General features: G+C 67.2%; 20 protein-coding genes. 7 read left to right on the top strand and 13 right to left on the bottom strand.

The genetic code is table 11. From position 1 onward, the window contains the following. Positions 1 to 2: 2 nt before the first annotated feature. The 3 genes from dksA to RT614_RS18980 all read right to left on the bottom strand — a co-directional run bounded on the left by dksA (position 3) and on the right by RT614_RS18980 (position 2,578). The gene (dksA, locus tag RT614_RS18990) at positions 3 to 467 is read right to left on the bottom strand and encodes an RNA polymerase-binding protein DksA (protein ID WP_056327244.1); all 465 of its coding nucleotides are present in this window, start codon (positions 465 to 467) and stop codon (positions 3 to 5) included. 125 nt (positions 468 to 592) lie between these two features. Continuing rightward, positions 593 to 1,714, bottom strand: a complete 1,122-nt coding sequence (locus RT614_RS18985; RefSeq protein WP_313623680.1) for a GTP-binding protein — start codon at positions 1,712 to 1,714, stop codon at positions 593 to 595. Between the two features lie 360 nt (positions 1,715 to 2,074). Then, the gene (locus tag RT614_RS18980; protein ID WP_313623679.1) at positions 2,075 to 2,578 is read right to left on the bottom strand and encodes a Fur family transcriptional regulator; all 504 of its coding nucleotides are present in this window, start codon (positions 2,576 to 2,578) and stop codon (positions 2,075 to 2,077) included. 327 nt (positions 2,579 to 2,905) lie between these two features. Here RT614_RS18980 and RT614_RS18975 point away from each other — a divergent pair, with 327 nt between their 5' ends. Genes RT614_RS18975 through RT614_RS18955 form a run of 5 tightly spaced genes read left to right on the top strand, consistent with a single transcriptional unit; the run spans position 2,906 to position 7,278 of the window. Continuing rightward, positions 2,906 to 3,628, top strand: a complete 723-nt coding sequence (locus RT614_RS18975) for a metal ABC transporter ATP-binding protein (RefSeq protein ID WP_313623678.1) — start codon at positions 2,906 to 2,908, stop codon at positions 3,626 to 3,628. Next, on the top strand, positions 3,625 to 4,491 hold the full coding sequence (locus RT614_RS18970; protein ID WP_313623790.1) for a metal ABC transporter permease: 867 nt from the start codon (positions 3,625 to 3,627) through the stop codon (positions 4,489 to 4,491). Before RT614_RS18975 ends, RT614_RS18970 begins: the two co-directional genes overlap by 4 nt. A 20-nt stretch (positions 4,492 to 4,511) precedes the next feature. Continuing rightward, positions 4,512 to 5,552, top strand: coding sequence for a metal ABC transporter substrate-binding protein (locus RT614_RS18965; RefSeq protein WP_313623677.1), 1,041 nt, complete (start codon positions 4,512 to 4,514; stop codon positions 5,550 to 5,552). Further along, positions 5,513 to 6,196: a DUF1007 family protein gene (locus RT614_RS18960; protein WP_313623676.1), complete on the top strand. Its 684-nt coding sequence runs from the start codon at positions 5,513 to 5,515 to the stop codon at positions 6,194 to 6,196. Before RT614_RS18965 ends, RT614_RS18960 begins: the two co-directional genes overlap by 40 nt. After that, positions 6,187 to 7,278 (top strand): nickel/cobalt transporter, encoded by a 1,092-nt coding sequence (locus RT614_RS18955; RefSeq protein ID WP_313623675.1) that lies wholly within the window; start codon positions 6,187 to 6,189, stop codon positions 7,276 to 7,278. The genes RT614_RS18960 and RT614_RS18955 overlap by 10 nt, the downstream gene beginning before the upstream one ends. A gap of 43 nt (positions 7,279 to 7,321) precedes the next feature. Here the strand turns inward: RT614_RS18955 and xerC are convergent, their stop codons facing one another. Genes xerC through RT614_RS18930 form a run of 5 tightly spaced genes read right to left on the bottom strand, consistent with a single transcriptional unit; the run spans position 7,322 to position 11,760 of the window. Further along, positions 7,322 to 8,311, bottom strand: a complete 990-nt coding sequence (gene xerC / locus RT614_RS18950) for a tyrosine recombinase XerC (protein ID WP_313623674.1) — start codon at positions 8,309 to 8,311, stop codon at positions 7,322 to 7,324. A gap of 27 nt (positions 8,312 to 8,338) precedes the next feature. Further along, complete coding sequence (locus RT614_RS18945; protein WP_313623673.1) at positions 8,339 to 9,016, bottom strand: DUF484 family protein; 678 nt, start codon at positions 9,014 to 9,016, stop codon at positions 8,339 to 8,341. 4 nt (positions 9,017 to 9,020) lie between these two features. Then, positions 9,021 to 9,932: a diaminopimelate epimerase gene (gene dapF / locus RT614_RS18940; protein ID WP_313623672.1), complete on the bottom strand. Its 912-nt coding sequence runs from the start codon at positions 9,930 to 9,932 to the stop codon at positions 9,021 to 9,023. A 30-nt stretch (positions 9,933 to 9,962) separates the two neighbouring features. Next, a complete protein-coding gene (locus tag RT614_RS18935; protein WP_313623671.1) occupies positions 9,963 to 10,853 on the bottom strand; it encodes a lysophospholipid acyltransferase family protein in 891 nt (296 codons plus the stop codon). Between the two features lie 40 nt (positions 10,854 to 10,893). Further along, entirely contained in the window at positions 10,894 to 11,760 is an 867-nt protein-coding gene (locus RT614_RS18930; protein WP_313623670.1) for a lysophospholipid acyltransferase family protein, read from the bottom strand. Between the two features lie 277 nt (positions 11,761 to 12,037). Here RT614_RS18930 and metK point away from each other — a divergent pair, with 277 nt between their 5' ends. Continuing rightward, entirely contained in the window at positions 12,038 to 13,201 is a 1,164-nt protein-coding gene (gene metK, locus RT614_RS18925; protein ID WP_313623669.1) for a methionine adenosyltransferase, read from the top strand. 111 nt (positions 13,202 to 13,312) lie between these two features. Here metK and RT614_RS18920 read toward each other — a convergent pair whose 3' ends face one another. Both RT614_RS18920 and RT614_RS18915 read right to left on the bottom strand, forming a co-directional pair. Next, positions 13,313 to 14,740 carry an amidase gene (locus RT614_RS18920; protein ID WP_313623668.1) on the bottom strand — a complete coding sequence of 476 codons (1,428 nt, stop codon included), beginning with the start codon at positions 14,738 to 14,740 and terminating at the stop codon, positions 13,313 to 13,315. 72 nt (positions 14,741 to 14,812) lie between these two features. Then, on the bottom strand, positions 14,813 to 16,117 hold the full coding sequence (locus RT614_RS18915; protein ID WP_313623667.1) for an MFS transporter: 1,305 nt from the start codon (positions 16,115 to 16,117) through the stop codon (positions 14,813 to 14,815). An 80-nt stretch (positions 16,118 to 16,197) separates the two neighbouring features. Here RT614_RS18915 and RT614_RS18910 point away from each other — a divergent pair, with 80 nt between their 5' ends. Continuing rightward, positions 16,198 to 17,202 (top strand): Lrp/AsnC family transcriptional regulator, encoded by a 1,005-nt coding sequence (locus RT614_RS18910; protein ID WP_313623666.1) that lies wholly within the window; start codon positions 16,198 to 16,200, stop codon positions 17,200 to 17,202. 45 nt (positions 17,203 to 17,247) lie between these two features. On the opposite strand, the gene RT614_RS18905 is transcribed toward RT614_RS18910, so the two are convergent. From RT614_RS18905 to RT614_RS18895, 3 genes are read right to left on the bottom strand one after another with little or no spacing between them, the layout of a single operon-like run. Further along, positions 17,248 to 19,737, bottom strand: coding sequence for a branched-chain amino acid ABC transporter ATP-binding protein/permease (locus RT614_RS18905; RefSeq protein WP_313623665.1), 2,490 nt, complete (start codon positions 19,735 to 19,737; stop codon positions 17,248 to 17,250). Beyond that, positions 19,737 to 20,615 (bottom strand): branched-chain amino acid ABC transporter permease, encoded by an 879-nt coding sequence (locus RT614_RS18900; RefSeq protein ID WP_313623664.1) that lies wholly within the window; start codon positions 20,613 to 20,615, stop codon positions 19,737 to 19,739. Before RT614_RS18900 ends, RT614_RS18905 begins: the two co-directional genes overlap by 1 nt. A gap of 27 nt (positions 20,616 to 20,642) precedes the next feature. After that, the gene (locus tag RT614_RS18895) at positions 20,643 to 21,833 is read right to left on the bottom strand and encodes an ABC transporter substrate-binding protein (RefSeq protein ID WP_313623663.1); all 1,191 of its coding nucleotides are present in this window, start codon (positions 21,831 to 21,833) and stop codon (positions 20,643 to 20,645) included. Between the last annotated feature and the right edge of the window lie 144 nt (positions 21,834 to 21,977).

Raw genomic sequence — 21,977 nt, 5'->3', positions numbered from 1 at the left:
GATCAGTCGCCGTAGAGCTTCTGGCGCATCTCGCGGCGTTCCTGCGCTTCGAGCGACAGGGTGGCCGTGGGGCGAGCCAGCAGACGAGGAATGCCGATGGGTTCACCGGTTTCCTCACACCAGCCGTATTCACCGCTGTCGATGCGAGCGATGGATTGCTGCACCTTCTTGAGCAGCTTGCGCTCGCGGTCGCGGGTGCGCAGTTCCAGGGCGTGCTCTTCCTCGATAGTGGCGCGGTCCGCGGGATCCGGCACGAATTGCGTTTCGCGCAGATGCTCGGTGGTTTCGCCAGCGTTGGCCAGGATGTCCTGTTCGAGTTGTTTGAGCCGTTCCTTGAAGAACGCCAGCTGGCGGTCATTCATATAGTCGGACTCGGGCATGGCCAGCAATTCCTTTTCGCTGGGCAGATCAATCGCCGTATCGCTCGTCGACTTGCTTGATTTTTTGGTTGCTGCCTTGGTAGCCATGTAAACACTCCACTATGAATCGATCCTGGCGCGGGCGTCCATTCCCGGTCCGTGTTACTTGTTGCCTACGCTATCCGTACCTCACAGTACTGCCTTCGTCGCATCGCGTCACGCAGGAATGGGGATTACCCCGCCAGGCACTGCTCCAAGCCCCGGGTGAAAATCTCCTGGGGCAGCTTGCGTCCGATGAACACCATCTTGGTGGACGGTTTTTCGGCCGCGGTCCACGGCTTGCCGGGTTCGGCGCCCATCATCATGTGCACACCCTGGAACAACATGCGGCGGTTGATGCCCTTCATGTACAGGATGCCCTTGTAGCGCATCAGGTCGGGGCCATAAACCTGCACGACGCCGCCCAGGAATTCCTCAAGGCGCGCGGGATCGAACGGCTTGTTGGAACGGAACACGAACGCACCGATTTCGTCGTCGTGCTTGGGGTGATGGTGATGGGCATGATTGCAGTGCGCGCCGCATTCGCCGTCGTGATCATGGTCGTGGTCGTGGCCATGGTCGTGGCCGTGATCATGATCGTGCCCGTGGGCATGGCTGTGCGCGGCGTCCGGATGCTCATCGGCCAGGAATTCCGGGTCGATGTCCAGAATGGAATTCAGGTTGAAGCCGCTGATGTCGATGATGGACTTGAGGTCGACGTCGCCGAAGTTGACGGCGGTGATCGGCGCGCGCGGGTTCATGTGAACCAGGCGGTGGCGCAGCGCTTCGTAGTCGACTTCGTTGACCAGGTCTTTCTTCGAGATCAGGATGCGGTCGGCGAAACCGACCTGCTTCTGGGCTTCGGGCTGTTCGTCGAGGGTGGACATGCCGTGCTTGGCATCGACCACCGTGACCACCGCGTCCAGGCGGTAGTACTCGGCGATGTCGTCGTCCATGAAGAACGTCTGGCACACGGGGCCGGGGTTGGCCATGCCGGTCGTTTCAAGGATGACGCGTTCGAAAGTCAGTTCGCCGGCCTCGCGCTTGGCGCGAAGTTCGGACAGGGTACGCATCAGGTCGCCACGCACCGTGCAGCAGACGCAGCCGTTGGACAGTTCGATGATTTCTTCGTCGCTGTCCTGCACGAGCAGGTCGTTGTCGATGCTTTCCGGTCCGAATTCGTTTTCGATGACCGCGACGCGGCGGCCGTGGAATTCGGTCAGGATACGTTTGAGCAGGGTGGTCTTGCCCGCACCGAGGAAGCCGGTGAGGATGGTGACGGGAACCATTTTGTCCAAACTGCGCGGGGTGTTCATGGCGAAGCTGCTAGCGTGAAGTCAAGGCGTGAAACACGAACCTGACCGGGTTTTCGGTCCCTGCCGGATGATGTATGCCACAGGCTGCAAAGGCCGCCGTTAGCGGCCGGACGCAGGATTACAGCACAGTCAGGGGCAGGGGGCAAACCCCGGGCCAACCCGGGGGGCCGTGGCCGCCAGATCGCGACCGTACGCCGTCAAGTATCGGGCGATACCACTATTTTGGGGCGGTTTGCCGGGTTTCAAGGGCGAAGACGTTTCCGACCGGTAACCGGAGGGATCGCCCCGGCCGGACTGAGGCATCCAAAGGATGAGAGATCGGTGGGATATCGGACGAGATACCGCCGCCGAGTCAGCCGTTCAGTGGTGATGGTGATGATGACCGGCGTCGGCGGGCTGCTTCTTCTGGCATTGGGGGCACAAGGCGCGGATTTCGGTTTCGTGCGTGGCGAGGGCGTAGCCCGTCTGCGCCACGCGTTCGGCCAGTTGCCGGCTCATGGCGGGATCGGAGACTTCGGCCACGGCGCCGCAGCCGGTACAGACCACCAGCAGGTCGTGAGGGGCGCCGCCGGCGTCATGGCAGGCGCTCCAGGCGTTTACGGCGTCCAGGCGGTGGATCAGCCCTTCGTCCATCAGGAAGTCGAGCGCGCGATACACCGTCGGAGGCGCGGCGCCCGGATGGACCGCGCGCATGGCGTCCAGCAGTTCATAGGCCTTCAGGCTGCGGCCGTGGCGCAGCAGCAGTTCCAGGACTTTGCGGCGGATTGGGGTCAGGCGGCGTCCGCGCTGCGCGCACAGCGTTTCGGCGACGCTGAGCTGAGCGCCTACGGTATCGCTGCGGGAAGGGCGGGACGGAGCGGTCATGGCGGGCTTTATCTGAATGGGGAACGCGCGCAACGCGCGCGCGAGATGCCTGGAAGGTAGCAGAAAACCCCTGGTGCGTGAATCGGCCCGGGAAGACGGGCGATTTAGTTATGATATAACATAATAAAACTGACCTTGTTGTGTTCTGCTGTCGTCTGCCATGTCTCATTTCACGCTTCTGCCCCCGCGGCCCGGCGCCGCCGCTCGGCGTAGCGCACCACCCCGATCCGCTTTTCTTGTGTCCGCGTGGCGCCGCATCGCCGTTGCGCTGTGGGCCGCTGCGGCGCTGTGGGCGTTGACCGGCTGGGCGCTGGACTGGTGGCCGCGATGACCGCCGCACCGGTTTGCGTCGAACTGGCGGATGCGTCGTTCGGATGGCGGGGGCGCGCCGCGCTGCGGTCGGTATCCGGCAGCTTCGCGGCAGGCGGCATGACGGCCGTGGTCGGACCCAACGGCGCGGGCAAGTCAACGCTCATCAAGGGCATCATGGGCGTGCTGCGTCCGATGACGGGTAGTGTGCGCATCGGCGGCGCCGGGCGGTCGGCGCTGGCGTGGCTGCCGCAGGCAGCGGAATTGGACCGGTCGTTTCCCACCACCGTGCTGGATCTGGTGGCCATGGGCGCGTGGCGCCGCGTTGGCGGCTGGCGTGGGTTCCGAAGCGACGAGCTGGACCGCTGCATGGACGCCCTGGACACGGTGGGGATGGCGGCTGCGGCCGACCGCGGCGTGGATACGCTGTCGGGCGGGCAGATGCAGCGCGCGCTGTTCGCACGCATGCTGGTGCAGGATGCGCCGGTGCTGTTGCTGGACGAGCCGTTCGCAGCTGTGGACAGCCATACCGCCGACGAACTGATGGCTTTGTTGTGCGGTCTGCATGGCCAGGGACGGACGGTGATCGCGGTGCTGCATGACCTGGACCTGGTGCGCGACCACTTTCCCGAATGCCTGCTGCTGTCTGGATCGGTGGTGGCCTGGGGCGATACCGCGACGACGTTAAGCGATACGCACCTGAAGGCGGCGCGGCAGTGGCATGCGAGGTCCTGGGCATGACGTTGGCGCAATGGGTGGTCTCGCCCTTTCTGGACTATGGATTCATGCGGCGTGCGCTGGCCGGCGCCTGCGCGCTGTCGCTGGGCGCCGCGCCGCTGGGCGTATTCCTGGTGCTGCGGCGCATGAGCCTGATGGGCGACGCCATGTCGCACGCCATCCTGCCCGGCGTGGCGGTGGGCTTCCTGATGGCAGGCCTGTCACTGGGCGCGATGATGCTGGGCGGCATTGCCACCGGCCTTGCCGTGGCGCTTCTGGCGGGGCTGGTCGCCCGGCTGACGCCGCTGCGCGAGGACGCCAGCTTCGCGGCTTTTTATCTGATCTCGCTGGGGCTGGGCGTGTTGCTGGTGTCGCTGCGCGGATCGAACATGGATCTGCTGCATGTGCTGTTCGGCACCGTGCTGGGCCTGGACGACGCGGCGCTGCTGCTTGTGACGGCCACGGCAAGCGTGACCTTGCTGGTGCTGGCCGCGATCTACCGCCTGCTTGTGGCCGAATGCCTGGATCCCGGATTCCTGCGCGCCAGCGGCGGGCTGGGCGGGGTGGTGCACATGGGTTTCCTGGTGCTGGTGGTGGTGAACCTGGTGGCGGGTTTTCAGGTTCTCGGCACGCTGATGGTGGTCGGGATCATGATGTTGCCCGCCGCCGCCGCGCGCTTCTGGGCGCGTAGCGCCGCCCGTCAGATTCCGCTGGCTGCGGCGCTGGGGGGGACCGCTTCCGTGTCCGGCCTGCTTCTTTCCTATCACTACGACGTTCCGGCCTCTCCCGCCATCATCCTGGCGGCCGGCGCCTGTTATCTGTTTTCCATCGTGTGCGGCCCGCAGGGCGGGCTGCTGCGGGCATCGCGCCGCGCGCGTTTCGCCTGATACTTCAAAGGAGATTCACCATGCGTTCGATTCTGCCGGCCCGCCGCCGCGCGCTGCTGGCCCTGGCCGGTGCGTGCCTGTCGGCTGCCTTGAGCGCCGCGCAGGCCGCCGAACCGCTGAAGGTGGTGGCCAGCTTTTCCATCCTGGGCGACATCGTGCGGGAAGTCGGCGGCGCCGACGTCAGCCTGGCCACGCTGGTCGGCCCCGATGGCGACGCGCACGCATATGAACCCACACCCGGCGATGCGAAAAAGCTGGGCGATGCGCGCGTGCTGTTCGTGAACGGCCTGGACTTCGAAACCTGGCTGCCCAAGCTGACCAAGGCTTCCGGATTCAGCGGACAGACCGTGACGGCGTCGAAGGGCGTCACGCCGCGCAAGTTCGCGGGGCATGGCGGTGATGATGATGACCACGACCACGACCACGACCACGACCACGACCACGACCACGCGAAGGGCGACGGCCATCAACATGACCACAAGCACGATCGCGACCATAAGGAAGACCACGCGCACGGCCATCACCATCACGGCGACGTCGATCCGCACGCCTGGCAGAATCTGGGCAATGGTGTGATCTACGCGCGCAACGTGGCCGAAGGCCTGGCCGCGGCGGATCCTGCGCACGCGCAGGCCTACCGGCAGCGCGCCGACGCGTATGTGGCGCGGCTGCAGGCGCTGGATGCCAGCGTGCGCAAGACGTTCGACGCCATTCCCGCCGCCCGCCGCAAGGTGGTCACCTCGCATGACGCGTTCGGCTACTTTGGCGACGCCTATGGCGTGACGTTCATTCCAGCGATGGGCGTATCGACCGACGCCGAACCTTCCGCGCGTGAAGTTGCCGGCATCATCGAACAGGTGCGGCGCGAGCAGGTACCCGCGGTGTTCGTCGAGAACATCAGCAGTCCAAAACTCGTCCAACAGATCGCGCGTGAGACCGGCGCCAAGGTGGGTGGTACGCTCTATTCCGATGCCCTGTCCAAGTCCGGACAGTCAGGCGCTACCTATCTGGAAATGTTTGAATGGAACGCACGTCAGCTTGCCGCGGCCTTGCAGCCCTGAGCGCCGCGACGGCTCTGCTGGCGGCGGGCGCCGCCAGCGCGCATCCGCACATGTGGATCGACGCCCGAGCGCAAATCGAGATCGACGCCCAGCAACGCATCACCGGCGTGCGGCAGGTATGGCGCTTTGACGAGATGTTCGGCGCGTACGCCACTCAGGGGTTGAAGAAAGGCAAGAACGGCGCGCTGCCCGCGGAGACGTTGAGCGGCATGGCGCAGGATTGGATGAAGGCGCTCGGCGAGCCGATCTCTCATTACTTCACCCGCGTCACCATCGGCGGCAAGTCGGCGGCGTTCGCCGCGCCGCGCGACGCCCGCGTCGACTGGAATCCCAAGACGACGCGCCTGACGCTTTCCTTCACCTTGCCGCTGGCCCAGCCCGCCGCACTGGGGGCGGACGGCGCGCAGGTCGACATCTTCGACCCCACCTATTTCGTGGCCTACGCTTTCGACGAAAAGGGCGCGGTGTCGCTGGGCGGCGAGCAAGCCTCGGCCTGCACGGCCGACTACCGCAAGCCGAAGGAACTGGATTGGAAAACCATGCAGCAACTGGCCGCGATCCCGGCCGACCCGGATGCATTGCCCGACGAGCTGTTCGCCATCACGAAGGGGCTGACGCATCGCATCGAGGTGCGATGCCCGTAGTCAGATTTGCCCAGGTGATTGCCGTCGTGCTTCTGGCGCTGGGCGGGATGTCCGCCGCTGCGGCGCAAGGCGCACATCCCTTCGGCGTGCCGGAAAGCGGCGGCGGCATGGGCGGCCCGGGCTGGTTGTCCAGTTTCTTCGGCAGCGTTTCCGTCTGGCAGTCGCACTTCTACCGGCAGTTGACGGGGGCGGTTCGCGCCTGGCAGCAGGACGGCGGGGCTGCGTGGGCACTGATTGGCCTGTCTTTCGCCTATGGCGTCTTTCACGCGTTGGGCCCCGGCCACGGCAAGGCGGTGATCTCATCGTACGTGCTGGCCAATCGCCAGACCGCGCGCAACGGTGCGCTGCTCGCGCTGGCGTCGTCGTTGATTCAGGCGCTGGTGGCCATTGTGCTGGTGGCCGTCCTTGCCATCGTGTTCAATGCAACCGCGGCGACCATGAACCAGGCGACGCGCTGGCTGGAGTTGGCGTCGTACGTCCTGGTGACGCTGCTGGGCGCCTGGCTGGTGTGGGTCAAGGCGATCCGGCCGTTGACGCGGCGGCTTGAGCGCCCGCGGATTGTTGCTGTCGAAGGCGCGCCAGCGATGAAAGGCGCGGCGGCTCTGCGGGCGATCGCCGTGCACGCGGCGCCGTCCGGCCATCATCATGCACACGACCACCAGCACGACCACCAGCACGACCACGCGCATGACGGCCTGGATTGCGGTTGCGGCCATACGCACGCGCCGGCGCCTGAGCAGGTCGCCGGCCCGCTGGACTGGCGACGCGCAGGGTCGGCAATTCTGGCCGTGGGCCTGCGCCCGTGCAGCGGCGCACTGATCGTGCTGGTGTTTGCGCTGTCGCAGGGCTTTTTCCTTGCGGGTGTGGCGTCGGCGCTGGCGATGGGCCTGGGCACGGGGCTGACCGTCGCCGCACTGGCATGCCTGGCCGTGGGGGCCGGGGGCGCGGCAACGCGTTTGGGCCGCCGCCTGTCGGGCGCGGGCGCAGCGCGCCTGCGCTATGCGGTGGAAGCGCTGGCGGCAGTTGCCGTGCTGTTGTTGGGCGTGATGCTGCTGGGCGGCATGGTGGCCGCGGGCGGCTGAGGCCTGTTCCAGGGCCGAGGGCCCCGCTAGCCGCCTAGGTCGATCAGGATTTTCGGCCGGCGCGCGGATGCGCTTGGTCGTAGGCCTTGGCCAGATGCTGGAAGTCCAACCGGGTGTAGATCTGCGTGGTTGAAATATTCGCGTGGCCGAGCATTTCCTGCACGGCGCGCAGGTCCTGCGCGGATTGGAGCACGTGGCTGGCGAAGCTGTGGCGCAGCACGTGAGGGTGCACGTGGGTGGGCACGCCGGCAGCCTGCGCGACGCGCGCCAATTGAAGCTGCACCACGCGCGGAGATATCCGGCGGCCGCGCGCTCCCAGGAACAGCGCGGCGGCGTCTTCAGGCGGCGGCGCAGGCAGCATCAACTGCGGGCGCGCCTCTATCCACTTGCGGAGGGCCGCCAGCGCCTGTTGGCCGACCGGCACCGAGCGGCGCTTGCCGCCTTTGCCCAGCACCACGACCTCGGCTTCGGCCAGATTCAGCCAGCCGCGCGATTCGTATTCCGCAGTGCGTTCATACCGCAGGTCCAGCCCGACCAGTTCGGACAACCGCAATCCGCTGGAATAGAGCAATTCGAACATGGCCTGGTCGCGCAGCGCGGCCGGTTCGGTGGCGACGCGAGCTGGCGCGCTGTCCAGCAAGGCCTGGGTCTGTTCCACGGACAAGGCCTTGGGCAGGCCGCGCGGCGCCTTGGGCGCTCGCACGCCCGCCACGGGGTTGCCGGCCAGTTCCGCCGCGGGCGCCCACCATTGGTAAAAGCCGCGCCAGGCCGCCAACGTGCGCGCCAGGCTGCGCGGGCCGCGTCCTTGCGCGTGCAGGCGCGCCACGAACTGCCGGATATGCCCGTTGCCGAGCTTGTCCAGCGGCAGGCGGGCCTTGTCGGCGAAGTCGCGCAGGAAGTGCAGTTCGCGCCGGTAGCCGGCCAGGGTATGGGGCGAATAGCGGCGGTTGGTTTCCAGATGGCGCAACCAGGCGCTCATCGGATCGGGCAGGGGGGCGGGGGGCGGAGCGGCGTCGTGCTCGGCGTTGGGCATGGCGTTGTCCTTGTCCGCCCCGGAAACCTAGGCCTTGGGGCTGGCAGGGTTCAGCCGATGCAGGGCGGCCGACGCCAACTGGCCGACGGACTCCAGGAACGTCGTGCCCATTTCAGGCGTGAAGCGTTCGGCATCGTCGGATCCCAGCACCAGCAGGCCCACGGCTGGGCCGTCGGCTTGCAGACGCAGGGGCACCAGCGCCAGCGATTTGGGCTTGGCGTCCAGCCAGGTCACGGCCTCGAAGGCCGTGTCCGTGCCGCAATACGGCGTCTTCAGGCTGTCGGTAAAGGTGCGCACGTCCGCCGACACGGGCTCGCCATAACCCTGCTCGGGCAGTTCGGACAGGTTCCACAGGCGCAGCGCCACGTGGTTCAGGTCGAATTGTTCGGCGAGTCCCAGGGCGATTTCACCCGGCACGAGCTGCGGATCGCATTCGGACAGCAGGCGGCAGCACCACTTGGCCACGTGCGAGCCGATGGTTTCGTTGGCGGTGGCGTTGCGCACGAGTTCGTTCAGACGCCATTCCAGTTCGCGGTTGCGCTCGCGCAGCGTGAGGATCTGGCGTTCGCCCAGCGAAATGGCGCGGGATCCGTGGGGGTGCGGCACCTGCAGCGTGGCGAAGACGTCGGCGTGTTCGTCGAAGAAGCCGGGATTGTCTTGCAGGAATCCTGCGATGTCCTGGGCGGTGAAAGCGGTATCGGTCATAGGGTTATCGGTTCAGCGCCATGGAGAAAACGAGCTTGTCGATGTCGACCTGTCCCGTGAAGACGGATTCGGCGGGGCCGGTCATGCGGAGTTGTTCGCCGTTCCAGGCGACGGTCAGCACGCCGCCGCGCGTTTGCACACGCACGGGCGATTCAAGCAGGCCGCGGCGGATGCCGGCCGCAACAGCAGCGCAGGCGCCGGTGCCGCAGGCCAGAGTTTCGCCGACGCCGCGTTCGAAGACGCGCAGCCGGATGTTGTGGCGGTCGACTACCTGCATGAAGCCGGCGTTCACGCGGCGCGCAAAGCGCGGATGGGTTTCGATCAACGGGCCCAGCACGGCGACGGGCGCGGTGTCGACGTTGTCGACTACCTGCACGGCATGGGGGTTAGAGATCGCGACGGCCGACACGGCGACCGTGTTGGGCAAGCCCGCGGGCGCATCCAGGATGAGGTCCCACAGCGTGTCCTGGCCCTGTGTGCGCGAGGCGAGGCCGGCCGTGTCGAAAGGCAGGGCGGCGGGGTCGAAGCGGGTGCTGCCCATTTCAACGGTGACCTGCTCGTCGTCGCCTTCGTCCAGCACCAGGATGCCGGTGGCGATCTCGGCGCGCAGCGGGTTGCGGTCGGACAGGCCTTGTTCGTGCACAAAGCGCACGAAGCATCGGGCGCCGTTGCCGCAGTGTTCGACTTCGCTGCCGTCGGAATTGAAAATGCGATAGCGGAAGTCGGCGTCGGGACGCGTGGCGCGTTCGACCAGGAGGATCTGGTCGGCGCCGATGCCGAAGTGCCGGTCGCCGAGGGCGCGGGCGCGCTCGGGCGTCATTTCGATGGTCTGGCGGACGCCGTCGAGCACAACGAAATCGTTGCCCGCGCCATGCATTTTGGTGAAGTTCCAGTTCATCACCGGATTATCGCCCATTATGGCGGCGCGGGCGGTGCGCGCCCGGCGTCAATAGAACTTGGCTTCGCCTTCGGGGCGCGTCTTGAAACGGCGATGGACCCAGTAGTACTGGCTCGGGCAGCGGCGCACCCAGCTTTCGATCTCAAGGTTCAGGCGGGCGGTCGCGGCTTCCAGGCTGTCCTCGCCGGGGAAGTTTTCAAGGGGCGGCAGCACGTCGACGTGATATTTGCCCGTGTCCGGATTCCAGAACCCGACGATGGGCAGCACGGCGGCGTTCCACTTCTGGGCGAGCTGGGCGGTGGCCAGGAGGGTGGCGGCGGGCACGCCAAAGAAGGGCACGAAGACCGAACCCTGCCGCCCGAAGTCCATGTCGGGCAGGTAATAGACGGGGCGAGGCGCGCGCAGATGCCGGATCAGGTCCCGCACGCCGTCCTTGCGGCTGACCAGGAACACTTCGTTGAAACGCGCGCGTCCCGCAGCCACGACCGCGTCGATGTGAGGGTCGCTTTGGGGCGTGTACATGGTGGCCGCGCTGGGGACCTCCATGGTCAAGCGGGTGGCGGCCGCGTCCAGCGCGATGAAGTGCGGGGCCAGCAGGATCACCGGGCGGCCTTCGGCCGTCAGCGCATTGATGCGGTCGGCGCCGGTCTGCGTGACCATGTCCTTGATGGCTTCGGGGGTGCCGTACCAGAGGACGCCGCGGTCGACGATGGACTGCGCCAATGCCCGGAAATGGTCCGCCACCCATTGTTCGCGGACGGATTCGGGCTGGTCGGGAAAGCACAGTTCAAGGTTGCGGCGCACGATGCGGGCGCGCGATTTGGCCAGACGCGGCGCGAGCCACCCCAGGCAGGCGCCGATGCGCTGGCGCGTCGACGGCTTGATGCGGCCGAACCATTTCAGCAGAGAGACCAGCGTGCGCGTTTTTCTATCGTTCATGGGTGTGGAGTCAGACCGGCGGCAGGATCGGCATTGGCCTTCACGGGGCCGGCTTGGCCGGTTCGGCGTCGGGCGCCGGCGAGGCGCCGCGCGGGGTCTTGTAGCGGTTGTAGCTCCAGAGGTACTGGTCGGGGCAGCGCCGGATCAGCGTTTCCATCGCGGCGTTGATCAGCGCGGCTTGCGCTTCCGGTTCGGCCGGCAGGGGCTCGGGGACCCGGACATAGTGAATGCGCCAGCCGCGGCCCTTCGGCAGGCGCTCGCCCGCGGTCAGGATGATGGGAACGTTGGTTTGCGTGGCCAGCTTGCCGGGCAGGGTCATGGTGTACGCCAGGCGTCCGAAGAACGGCACCCAGACGCCGTCGCCTACGCTGGGGGCCTGGTCGGGCAGCATGCCGACGGATTCGCCGCGGCGCAGGGCGCGCACGAATTCCCGCACGCCTTGCATGTTGGCGGGCACGGCATTGACCGCCGAGCTGTTGCGCGCTGTTTCCAATAGCGGAGCCAGGACGTCCTTGCGCGGGGGCCGGAACATGACCGTCATGGGCATCTGGCGCGCCAGGTAGCGGGCAGTGATCTCGAAGCAGCCCAGATGCGGGGTCAGGAACAGGATGCCGCGGTTTTCGGCGCGCGCGGCGGCGACGACGTCGTTGTCATCCGACACCACCTGCGCCAGGCTTTCGGCGTTGCGGAACCAGACCCGGGGATTCTCCAGAATCATCGCGCCGGTCTCGGCCGCGGCCCGCCGGGCGAAAGCCGCGCCGGGATAGCCGGCCTGCGTGGCGTTGGCCTGAAGGCGTCGCCGGTATTTACCCGGCCAGGCGTAAATGGCGAGCCCCGCAAGACGGCCGATGGCATGCGCGACGGGCAGCGGCAGGGCGGCAAAGAGTCGGAACAGGGGCAGCAGCATTCGTCAAAAGGATGAAATCGGGCAGGGTAGTACCGATGCTCGGGGTATATGCATACACCCCGGGCACAAGCATAAGAACGGCATTTTCGCTTAAAATGCCGTCAGTCGCCGAGTTAACCGACAACTTGCGGGGCGACGGCAGGACTGCGGCATGCTCCGCGGCCCTTGCCGAATCCGCTAAAGCGTCGCGCCCAGTTGGCATATGCACATGCAGACCGGGGTGCAACGCGCCTCGTGAACCTATGAGCCGGCACGACCGGACAACAAGGACGCATCTGTGGCCAACAACGATTTTCTCTTCACTTCCGAATCCGTCTCTGAAGGGCACCCCGACAAGGTAGCCGACCAGATCTCCGATTCGATCCTCGACGCCATTTTCACGCAGGATCCCAACGCGCGTGTCGCAGCCGAAACGCTGTGCAACACGGGCCTGGTCGTGCTGGCTGGCGAAATCACCACCACCGCCAACGTGGACTACATCCAGGTTGCGCGCGACACGATCCGCCGCATCGGCTACGACAACACCGAATACGGCATCGACTACAAGGGTTGCGCGGTGCTGGTCGCCTACGACAAGCAATCGCCCGACATCGCGCAGGGCGTCGACCGCAGCTCGGAAGACTACCTGAACCAGGGCGCCGGCGACCAAGGCCTGATGTTCGGCTACGCCTGCGACGAAACGCCTGACCTGATGCCCGCCCCGATCTGGTACGCGCACCGCCTGGTGCAGCGCCAGAGCGAACTGCGCAAGGACGGCCGCCTGGCATGGCTGCGTCCGGACGCCAAGTCGCAAGTGACGTTCCGCTACGTCGACGGTCGGCCCGCCGAAGTCGACACCGTGGTGCTGTCGACCCAGCATTCGCCTGAAGTCTCGCAAGAGACCATCCGCGAAGCGGTCATCGAAGACATCATCAAGCCCAGCTTCCCCGAAGGCCTGATCACGCCCCAGACGAAGTTCCTGGTCAACCCGACCGGCCGCTTCGTCATCGGCGGTCCGCAAGGCGATTGCGGCCTGACCGGCCGCAAGATCATCGTCGACACCTACGGCGGCGCATGCCCGCACGGCGGCGGCGCGTTCTCGGGCAAGGATCCGTCCAAGGTCGACCGTTCGGCCGCCTACGCCGCGCGCTACGTGGCCAAGAACATCGTGGCCGCCGGCCTGGCGCGCCAGTGCCAGGTGCAGGTCAGCTACGCCATCGGCGTGGCCGAACCGATCAACATCACCGTCTACACCGAAGGCACCGGCGTCATCCCCGACGACCAGATCGCCAAGCTGGTGCGCGAGCACTTCGACCTGCGTCCGAAGGGCATCGTGAACATGCTGGACCTGCTGCGCCCGATCTACACGAAGACCGCCGCCTACGGCCACTTCGGCCGTTCGGAACCGGAGTTCTCGTGGGAAGCCACGGACAAGGTCCAGGAACTGAAGAAGTCCGCCTGAAGCGATCCGAACCCGGATTGACGAAAAGCGCCCGATTGGGCGCTTTTCTTTTTTTGCCGGGTTCTTCTTCGTGGCGTCCGTTCGGCCGAGCCCTCGCCCGGCCGCAGCAATTCAAAGCCCCCAGGCCGACAGGTCCGGGTGCTGCATCACGGGCGACAGCACGGTTTCCAGCGCCGCCGCGCAGTCCAGCAGCGCAGCGTCGCCGCCCGCGGGCGCAAGCAGTTGCACCGCGCAGGGCATGCCGTCCGAGTCAAAGCCCGCTGGCAGCGCGATGGACGTTGCGCCCAGGAAGTTGGCCGGGCGCAGCAGCTTGCCCAATCCCGCGTGCCGCGTATCTTGCGCGTCCAGCGCCTGCGCGGCCTGGTCGCTGGCGGGCATGAGCAATGCATCGACGCCCTTCATGGCTTGCGCGAAGGTCGCCATGTCCGCCTGGCGACGCTGGAGCGCGGCCTCGTAGCTGGACTGCGAAATCCGGCCGCCGGCCACGATACGCGCGCGCACCACGTCCCACAGCGGCTGCGCGGCGTCATCGGCCAGCGCGCCGTAGTAGCGGAAGGCCTCATAAGCCAGCACAAGCGAGTTGTCATCCGCCATGCGGGCAAATGACAGCGACGCGGGCGGATGCCAGGCGGTGGGCGTATAGCCGGCTTGCTCAAGGCGTCCTTGCGCCGCGTGCCAGGCCTGCAAAGCGTCGTCCGTAAGAGAGGCCGGCCAGGCCTGCGGCGCCAGCATGGCGACGGCGCCTCGCCTGCGCAAGACGGGGCGGCGCAGGTTCGTCACGCAGTCGGGCGACAAGTCGAGAGTGGCTGCGTCGTCGACGTCAGGCCCCGCCAGCAACTGCGTCAACAAGCGCGCGTCCGCGACGTTGCGCGAAAGCGGGCCCAGCACGTCCAGTGTGTCCGACAGCGGCAGGCAGCCCGCGCGGCTGATGAGCCCGGACGAGGGCTTGTAGCCGACCACGCCGTTCAGCGCCGCGGGCGCGCGGACAGATCCGCCGGTGTCGCCGCCCAGCGCCAGCGGCGCCAGACCGGCCGCCACCGCCACGCCCGAGCCGCTGGAAGAGCCGCCGGGGGCGCGAGCCACCGTGGCGTCCCAGGGATTGCGCGCGGTGCCCTGCGTCGGGTTCTGTCCCGACAGGCCAAACGCGAATTCCGTCATGCGCGTCTTGCCCAGGATCACCATGCCTTGCGCCATCAGCCGATGCGCCACCGCCGCGGTCTGCGTGCTGACGACGTCCGCGCGCGCCTGTGAGCCGCCGGTGGCCACGGTGCCTTCCCAATGCACGCTGTCTTTCATGGCCACGGGCACGCCATGCAAGGGACCCATCGGGATGCCAGCGGCAAGCAGGCGGTCCGCGGCGTCGGCCTGCGCCAGCGCGCGTTCCGCCGTGACGACGCTATAGGCCGCCAGCGCCGGCGCGCGTTCGATGCGGTCCAGGAAATGCTGGGTGAGCTCGCGCGAGCTGATGCGGCGTTCTCGGATGGCCCGCGCAAGTTGCCGGGCGTCTTGGAAATGCAGATCGGTGTCTGAGGCTGGCATGGATATCGTCGAAATGAAAAAGCTTTCCGGTCCGCGCAGGGACCGGAAAGCGTGCGCGCAGGCGGCGGTTGTTTATTTCAGGACCTGGCCCTTGGTTTCGGGCATGCGGATGAAGGTGATCAGCGTGATCACGGCGCCCGCCAGCACGTAATAGAAGAACCAGCGCTCCATGCCCTTGCTTTGCAGCCAGGTCAGCAGGTAGGGCGTGGTGCCGCCCAGCAACGCCACGACCAGGTTGTACGGCGTGCCGATGCCGACGGCGCGCACGCTGGTGGGAAACTGCTCGGACATGATGGCCGGGGCGATCGCGGTGTACATGGCATACAGCACCAGACCGAACAGTTCCACCGCCAGGATCGAGCCGAAGGACGGACCCAGCGTCGTCATCAACGGATAGAAGAAGATCAGGTAGCCCGCGGCGAAGAAGATCAGTTGCGGCTTGCGACCGATGCGGTCGGACAGCATGCCGAACAGCGGCTGCACCAGCATGAACACGATCAGCGCGACGGTGTTGGCGGCGAAGGCGGTCTTGGGGTCGGCGCCGACCTGGCGGATGGCGTAGGTGGGCACGTAGGCCACGAAGATGTAGAACGCGAAGGTCGTCAGCACCGAGAAACCCACGATGCGCAGCACTTCGCGCGGGTGGTCGCGCAGCAGCGTGCGCAGCGGCTGCTTTTCGACGCCAGCCTTCTTGGCGTGCGAGAAGGCTTCGGTTTCCGGAATGGCGCGGCGGATCCACATGCCGGCCAGGCCGCCCAGCGCGCCCAGCAGGAACGGAACGCGCCAGCCCCACTCGGCCATCTCGGCCTTGCTGAGCACGGTGGTCAGAAGCCAGCCCACGGCGGATGCGGCCAGAATGCCGACGGCCGCGCTGAAGAAAACAAAGCTGGAATAGATGCCGCGCTTGTTGGCCGGCGCCATTTCGGCCAGGAAGGTCGTGGCCGAGGCATACTCTCCGCCCAGCGACAGGCCTTGCAGCAGGCGGGCCGCGGTCAACAGCAGCGGCGCGGCCAGGCCGATGGTGGCGTAGGTGGGGGTGACGGCGATGACGAGCGAACCGCCCGCCATCATCAGGATCGTCAGGCCCAGCGCGGCTTTGCGGCCATAGCGGTCGGAAAAGATGCCGAGCACCCAGCCGCCCACCGGACGCATGAAAAAGCCCACGGCGAAAATGCCGAAGGTGGCCAGCAATGCGGTGGTTTCGTTGCCGGGCGGGAAGAACTGGCTGGAGAAGAAAATGGCGAACGACGCATAGATGGTCCAATCGAACCATTCCACCGCATTGCCTACACTACCGGCCAGAATTGTGCGGCTGCGCGATACGGGCGCGGTGGCTGCCCCTTGCGCCGGGCGCAGGGTTGCTGATGTGCTGCTCATGACGTCCTCGGGAAAGATTTATTTTTGGTCAAAAAGACCGTTTAATTTTGTGTTTTCATCAATGCGCGAACGTTAGATTAATGAATATGGTCACGTCAAGTAAGGGTAACCCCCTAATTCCGGGATTGGACGACACGGACCTCGCCTGCCTGGTGGCGTTGCAGGCGCAGCCGCGAGCCTCCTGGCGGGAACTGGGGGCGGTGACCGGCATTGCCGAGCGGACGGTGGCGCGGCGCCTGCGGCGGCTGATGGACGCGGACGCGCTGCGCGTGATCGCCGAGCCCGACCCGCTGGCCACGGGCCGCGGCGTCGTGCTTCACGCCTGGGTCCGCTGCCGGTCGGGCCGCGTGCCCGACGTGGCGGATCGACTGGCGCGGCTGGACATCAGTCAGCTTGTGGTGACGCTTGCCGGGTCGGCCGACCTGATGGCCGAACTGACGCTGGCCGACGCCGCCGACATGCCGGACGTGGTGACGCGTGTGCTGCCGTCCATTGACGGCGTGGAGCACGTGGAAGCGCGCCTGGTCTTGCGCCCCTTCCGGCGCGCCGGCCAGTGGCGCATTCAGCCGCAGCCCGGTGGCGATACGGGCGCGCCGCTGCTTCAACCGCCGTCGCCGCTGACCGAGCCGGAACAGCGCGTGGTCAGCCACCTGATGCGCGACGGCCGCGCCAGCCTGGCCGAACTGGCAGAGCAGGCGGGCGTGAGCGAACCGACGGCGCAACGCTTGCTGCAAAACCTGATGGAGCGGCGCGCGTTGAGCTTTCGCGTGGAGGTCGAGCCCGCGCTGGTCGGCTTTCCGGTGGAGGCCGTCATCTCGGTGCAGGTGCGTCCGCAGGCCGTGGATGCGCTGGCCGCGCATCTGGCGCTGGATCCCAACACGCGGTGCCTGTTCGGCACCAGCGGCGCTTCGCAGCTCTTCTGGCACGTGTTGTGCCGCGACAGCCTGCATCTGTGGGACGTTGTCACGCGCCGGCTGGGCGAGCTCGACGGCGTGTTGAACAGCGAGGTCGGCGTGGTGATGCGCGCCCACAAGCGCTGCGGGATCGTGCGCGCGGGCGCGCGGCTGGGGCCGGAAGCCGCCTGAATCCTGGGCGGGGCCCGGCGTTGAACGGGCCCCCCGACGCGCGGGCTAGGCTCCCAGATACGCGCGCGCCAGGGCGCCGTCCTGCGCGATGTCGGCGGCGGCGCCGTGCGCCGCAACCCGGCCGGATTCCAGCACATACGCGCGATCGGCCAATGACAGCGCCAGCGCGGCCATCTGGTCCACCAGCAGGATGGTCATCGATTCGGAACGCAGCCTGTCGAGGGCTTCGAACAGCTCGTCGATGATCTTCGGCGCCAGGCCCAGCGAGGGTTCGTCCAGCAGCAGAATCACAGGCTTGGACATCAATCCACGCGCGATGGCCAGCATCTGCTGCTCGCCGCCCGACAGCAGGCCGGCGCGCTGGTGCAGGCGTTCACGCAGCCGCGGAAAGCGCGTCAGCATTTCCTCGACGCGCGCCTCGCGGTCCTTCGGATGCAGGAAGGCGCCAAGCCGGATGTTGTCCAGCACGCTGAGTCCGGGAAACACCTGCCGGCCTTCGGGCACCAGCACCAATCCGCGCGCCACGATGCGGTCGGCGGACAGGCCGTGCAATTCCTGTCCTTGCAGGTGCATGCCGCCCTGCGCGGGCCGGTGCAGTCCGGCCAGGGTCCGCATCAGCGTGGATTTGCCGGCGCCGTTCGCGCCCAGCAGCGCCACCATCTCGCCCTGCCGGACCTGCAGGTCGATGCCGTGCAGCACCGGATTGGCGCCATACCCCGTCGTCAGATTGCCCACGCCCAGCACCTCGGACGGCAAGGTTTCGCCCGCCGGTCGGACGCGCGCGGCCGGCGCGCGTCGGGCCGTCTTGTCGCCCAGATACGCCTGGCGCACCTCGGGCGACTGCTGGATCTGGGCGACGCTGCCCTGCGCCAGTTCGCGGCCGGCGTCGATCGCCACGATGTGATCGGACACGCCCATCACCAATGTCATGTCGTGTTCGACCAGCAGCACGCCCGCGCCCGCCTCGGCGATGCGCTTCAGCAGTCCGGCCAGCCGCGTCTTGTCTTCACGCGAGAGGCCGGCCGCGGGCTCGTCCATCAGCAGGATGTCGGCATCGGTGGCAAGCGCGCGCGCGATCTCCACCAGCCGCCTGTCGACGTGCGGCAAGTCCGCCGCGGGAACGTCCAGCGCGCCTTCGTAGCCGCAGAAGGCCAGCAGGGCGCGTGCGCGTTCGCGCACGTCGGCGGCAAGGTAGCGCCGCGACGCCAGCAGTCCGCCAAGACGGCCGCGCAGCATGCCCAGCGCGACGTTGTCTTCCACGCTCAGCGTGTCGAAGAGCTGCGACGTCTGATAGGTGCGGGCAATGCCGCTGCGAGCCGCCTTGTGGGCCGGCAGCCCCGCGAGCGCCTCGTCCCCCAGCGCGACGGCGCCGCTGGTCGGCTGGTAATAGCCGCTGAGCATGTTGATGACGGTGGACTTGCCCGCGCCATTGGGACCAATCAGGGCGGTGACCGCGCCGGGCTCCACGGTGAATGACACGGACTGCACGGCGCGCACGCCGCCGAAGGTCATGGTCAGCGCGTCTGCGCGCAGCGTCCGGCGCGGACGGCCGGAGGCGGGCATGGCACCGTGGCGCGGCGCCAGCGCGTGGCCGCGCGACCCGCGCCGCCAACGGGCCAAAAGGCCCGCCGCACCCTCGGGCGCGGCCCACAGCACCACCAGCAGAAAGGCGCCAAAGAACAGCAGGCGGTATTCCTCCATGCTGGATAGCATTTCCGGCAGCAGTCCCACCACGACCGCGCCCAGCAGCGGCCCGGCCAGCGAACCCGCGCCGCCGATCGTCACGGCAAGCACGAACAGTATCGATTGCATGAAGTTGAAGTTGTGCGGCGTGATCATGCCCGTCTGCGGCGCATAGAGGCCGCCCGCCAGGCCCACCACCGCGGCTGACACCATGAACGCGACCGCCTTGACCGCCAGCGGATTGATGCCGATCGATTCACTGGCGGTTTCGCTGTCCTTGACGGCGCGCATGGCGGCGCCCCAGGTGCCGCGCGACAGCAGCGCATAGCCGATCATCGCCGCGAACACGGCCACGATTGCCAGCATGGCGACGCCGCGATCGCCGGTGAGCGGGCCCAGCGCGGGCTGCGGAATCCCCATCAGGCCGTTCTGCCCGCCGGTGATCGAGCCGCCTTCGATCAGCGCGTGCTCCACGATGAATCCAAAGGCGATCGTGATCATCGCCAGGTACGGCCCCTTGACGCGCAGGGCCGGCACGGCCAGCAGCAGGCCGAAGGCGCCGCAGACCAGCGCGGCGGCCGGCCATGCCAGCCAGAAGCTCCAGCCGGCCTGGCCCGTCAGGATGGCGACCGTATACGCGCCGATGGCGTAAAAGCCAGCATGGCCGAACGACATCTGGCCCGTCAGGCCCAGCAGCACGTTCAGTCCGATTCCGGCCAGCGCCAGCAGGGCCACGTTGCCCAGCACGAACACGTAATAGCCGTTGACCGTTGCGGCCAACGCCAGGGCGGCCGCCGCCACCAGGGCGTATAGCGCCAGCGGCAGCCAGCGCGTTGCGAATTGCTTGTGCATCAGACTTTCCTCACATCGGCGCGCCCGAACAGCCCATTGGGCATCACGGCCAGCATGACGATCACCAGCGTGAAGCTGATGATCTGCGTGTAGCCGGATCCCAGCGCCACGGTGATCAGCGCTTCGACCACGCCGAACAGCAGGCCCGCGATCATCACGCCCCAGGCGCTCGTGATGCCGCCCAGGATGGCGACGACATAGGCCTTCAGCCCGAAGAGGGTGCCCATGTCGGCCTGCACGTTGAACAGCGGGGCGACCAGCGCGCCGGCCACGCCGGCGAACAGCGTGGACACCGCGAAGGCGGCCATGATGGCGCGTCGCACGGGGATGCCCATGAGGCGCGCCGCGTTCGGGTTCTGCACCACCGCCAGCAGCGCCACGCCCCAACGCGTGCGGCGCGACAGCGCGTGCAGCGCCGCCGCCAGCGCCAGGCCGACCACGGGGATCAGCAATTGCAGCGGATAGATGCCCAGGCCCAGCCCGCCGATTTCCAGCGGGGCCTGGGCCAGCGGAGACGGCAGGCTGCGCGGCTCTTTGCCGAACGTGAACATCACCACGTTGTCCAGCACGATGCCCAGCGCCACGGTGGACATGAGCCAGGCGTTGGAGCCGCGGCTGGCGAAGGGGCGCACCGCCAGCCGCTCCACCACCAGCCCGTAGAGCGCGCACAGAGCCAACGCAAGCGTCAGCGCGGCCATCAGCGGCCAGCCCAGCGTCTGGGCGAACGTGTAGGTCAGCACGGCGCCCAGCATCATGGAACTGCCCTGGGCGAAGTTCACCGTGCCGGACACGGCATAGGTCAGGTAAAAGCCCAGGGCCATCAGGCCGTACATGCTACCCAGGCCCAGGCCGCTGACAATGGCGGACATCAACAACATGCGCGTCTCCCGCGTGGTTCGGCCGGTTTACTGCGCGCCCTTGACGGGCAGGATCCGGTTGTCGATGAAGTGCGTCCACACGTAGTCGTCCTCGCGCAGCGCGTCGTGCGAGGCCGGCGTGAAGGGCTGCTCGTACGTCTTGATCAGGCCGTCGTACTTGCCGATCTTGTAGAAACCCTGGCGCACCGCGTCGCCGTCGGTCGATCCGGCCTGCGTGATGGCCAGCGCGGCCAGCTGCATGGCGTCGTAGGCATTGGCGACGCCGACGGCCGGCGTGATGTCCTGCGGGCCCTTGATGTCCGAATACTTGGTCTTGAGCGCCTGCATCACCTTGTCGCCCACCGGACCCTGGTTGCCGAAAAAGCTGTAGGTCTGCACGAAGTGGACGTTCTTGGCGTTGGGGCCGGCCAGTTCCGTGAATCGGCCGCCGGCAGGGCCCCAGTGCGACACGACCGGCACCTTCCAGCCCATGCGATCCAGCGATTTGACGACCTGAGCCGACGGTCCCACGTTGCCGACGAGGAACAGCGTGTCGGCGCCCGCGGCCTTCAGGCGGCTGAGCTGCGGCACGATGTCCAGATCGTTGGGCTGGAATTTCTCGACGCCGGCGGGCGTGATCTTGGCCGCCGTCAGCGCGGCGTTCAGGCCTTTTTCGTTCGATTCACCCCAGGGGTTGTTCACCAGGATCATGCCCGGCTTGGCGCTCTGGAAGGTCTTTTGCGCGTACTGCACCATCGCGCTGTCCACGATCTCGTCCATGGCGGAGACGCGGAACACGAAATTGGGATTGCCCTTGTTCTGCGTGATGGCGGTGCCGGCGGCCCATGGCCCCATGAAGGGCACCTTTTCCTGGTTCACGATGGGCACGATGGCCATAGACACGGGCGTGTCCAGGCCGCCGAACAGCACGGCCACCTTTTCCTTGTAGATCAGCTCGCGCGCGGCGGCCATGCCCTTGGCAGGGTTGCCTTCGTCGTCCCGGCGCACCAGCTCGATCTGGCGGCCGCCCAGCAGGCCGCCACGCGCGTTGATCTCGTCGATGGCGACGGTCATGCCGCGCGTCAGCGCTTCGCCAGCGCGAGCGGACTCGCCGGACAGCGCCGTGATCAGGCCGATCTTGATGGGATCCGCGGCCATCGCCGGTTGCAAGGCGAGGCCGGCGGCGAAGAGGGCCGCGGCGGTCGCGCGGAGCATGAAGGAACGGCGGGTCGGGGTCATCGGGCACTCCTCGGAAAAGTGGAATGAATCTTGCATGGGGTTGGGTGCTGCTCCGTTCCCTTATGCAAGATCCATGCCATCCGATCCGCGCAGTCCGCCGGGTCGCTCCATGGCGCCGCAGCTAGGGCGCGCGCCTGGGGGCGA

It is taken from the genome of Achromobacter sp. (assembly GCF_032102605.1).
GTDB lineage: Bacteria > Pseudomonadota > Gammaproteobacteria > Burkholderiales > Burkholderiaceae_B > Achromobacter.
The sequence above is the reverse complement of the archived record's forward strand: the minus strand, read 5'-3'. Positions and strand labels throughout refer to the sequence as shown.

What these genes read in the sequence shown, in the direction of transcription:
- dksA (WP_056327244.1), bottom strand. Translation starts at nt 467, where the DNA reads ATGGCTACCAAGGCAGCAACCAAAAAATCAAGCAAGTCGACGAGCGAT.
- RT614_RS18985 (WP_313623680.1), bottom strand. Translation starts at nt 1,714, where the DNA reads ATGAACACCCCGCGCAGTTTGGACAAAATGGTTCCCGTCACCATCCTC.
- RT614_RS18980 (WP_313623679.1), bottom strand. Translation starts at nt 2,578, where the DNA reads ATGACCGCTCCGTCCCGCCCTTCCCGCAGCGATACCGTAGGCGCTCAG.
- RT614_RS18975 (WP_313623678.1), top strand. Translation starts at nt 2,906, where the DNA reads ATGACCGCCGCACCGGTTTGCGTCGAACTGGCGGATGCGTCGTTCGGA.
- RT614_RS18970 (WP_313623790.1), top strand. Translation starts at nt 3,625, where the DNA reads ATGACGTTGGCGCAATGGGTGGTCTCGCCCTTTCTGGACTATGGATTC.
- RT614_RS18965 (WP_313623677.1), top strand. Translation starts at nt 4,512, where the DNA reads ATGCGTTCGATTCTGCCGGCCCGCCGCCGCGCGCTGCTGGCCCTGGCC.
- RT614_RS18960 (WP_313623676.1), top strand. Translation starts at nt 5,513, where the DNA reads ATGGAACGCACGTCAGCTTGCCGCGGCCTTGCAGCCCTGAGCGCCGCG.
- RT614_RS18955 (WP_313623675.1), top strand. Translation starts at nt 6,187, where the DNA reads ATGCCCGTAGTCAGATTTGCCCAGGTGATTGCCGTCGTGCTTCTGGCG.
- xerC (WP_313623674.1), bottom strand. Translation starts at nt 8,311, where the DNA reads ATGCCCAACGCCGAGCACGACGCCGCTCCGCCCCCCGCCCCCCTGCCC.
- RT614_RS18945 (WP_313623673.1), bottom strand. Translation starts at nt 9,016, where the DNA reads ATGACCGATACCGCTTTCACCGCCCAGGACATCGCAGGATTCCTGCAA.
- dapF (WP_313623672.1), bottom strand. Translation starts at nt 9,932, where the DNA reads ATGGGCGATAATCCGGTGATGAACTGGAACTTCACCAAAATGCATGGC.
- RT614_RS18935 (WP_313623671.1), bottom strand. Translation starts at nt 10,853, where the DNA reads ATGAACGATAGAAAAACGCGCACGCTGGTCTCTCTGCTGAAATGGTTC.
- RT614_RS18930 (WP_313623670.1), bottom strand. Translation starts at nt 11,760, where the DNA reads ATGCTGCTGCCCCTGTTCCGACTCTTTGCCGCCCTGCCGCTGCCCGTC.
- RT614_RS18920 (WP_313623668.1), bottom strand. Translation starts at nt 14,740, where the DNA reads ATGCCAGCCTCAGACACCGATCTGCATTTCCAAGACGCCCGGCAACTT.
- RT614_RS18915 (WP_313623667.1), bottom strand. Translation starts at nt 16,117, where the DNA reads ATGAGCAGCACATCAGCAACCCTGCGCCCGGCGCAAGGGGCAGCCACC.
- RT614_RS18910 (WP_313623666.1), top strand. Translation starts at nt 16,198, where the DNA reads ATGAATATGGTCACGTCAAGTAAGGGTAACCCCCTAATTCCGGGATTG.
- RT614_RS18905 (WP_313623665.1), bottom strand. Translation starts at nt 19,737, where the DNA reads ATGCACAAGCAATTCGCAACGCGCTGGCTGCCGCTGGCGCTATACGCC.
- RT614_RS18900 (WP_313623664.1), bottom strand. Translation starts at nt 20,615, where the DNA reads ATGTTGTTGATGTCCGCCATTGTCAGCGGCCTGGGCCTGGGTAGCATG.
- RT614_RS18895 (WP_313623663.1), bottom strand. Translation starts at nt 21,833, where the DNA reads ATGACCCCGACCCGCCGTTCCTTCATGCTCCGCGCGACCGCCGCGGCC.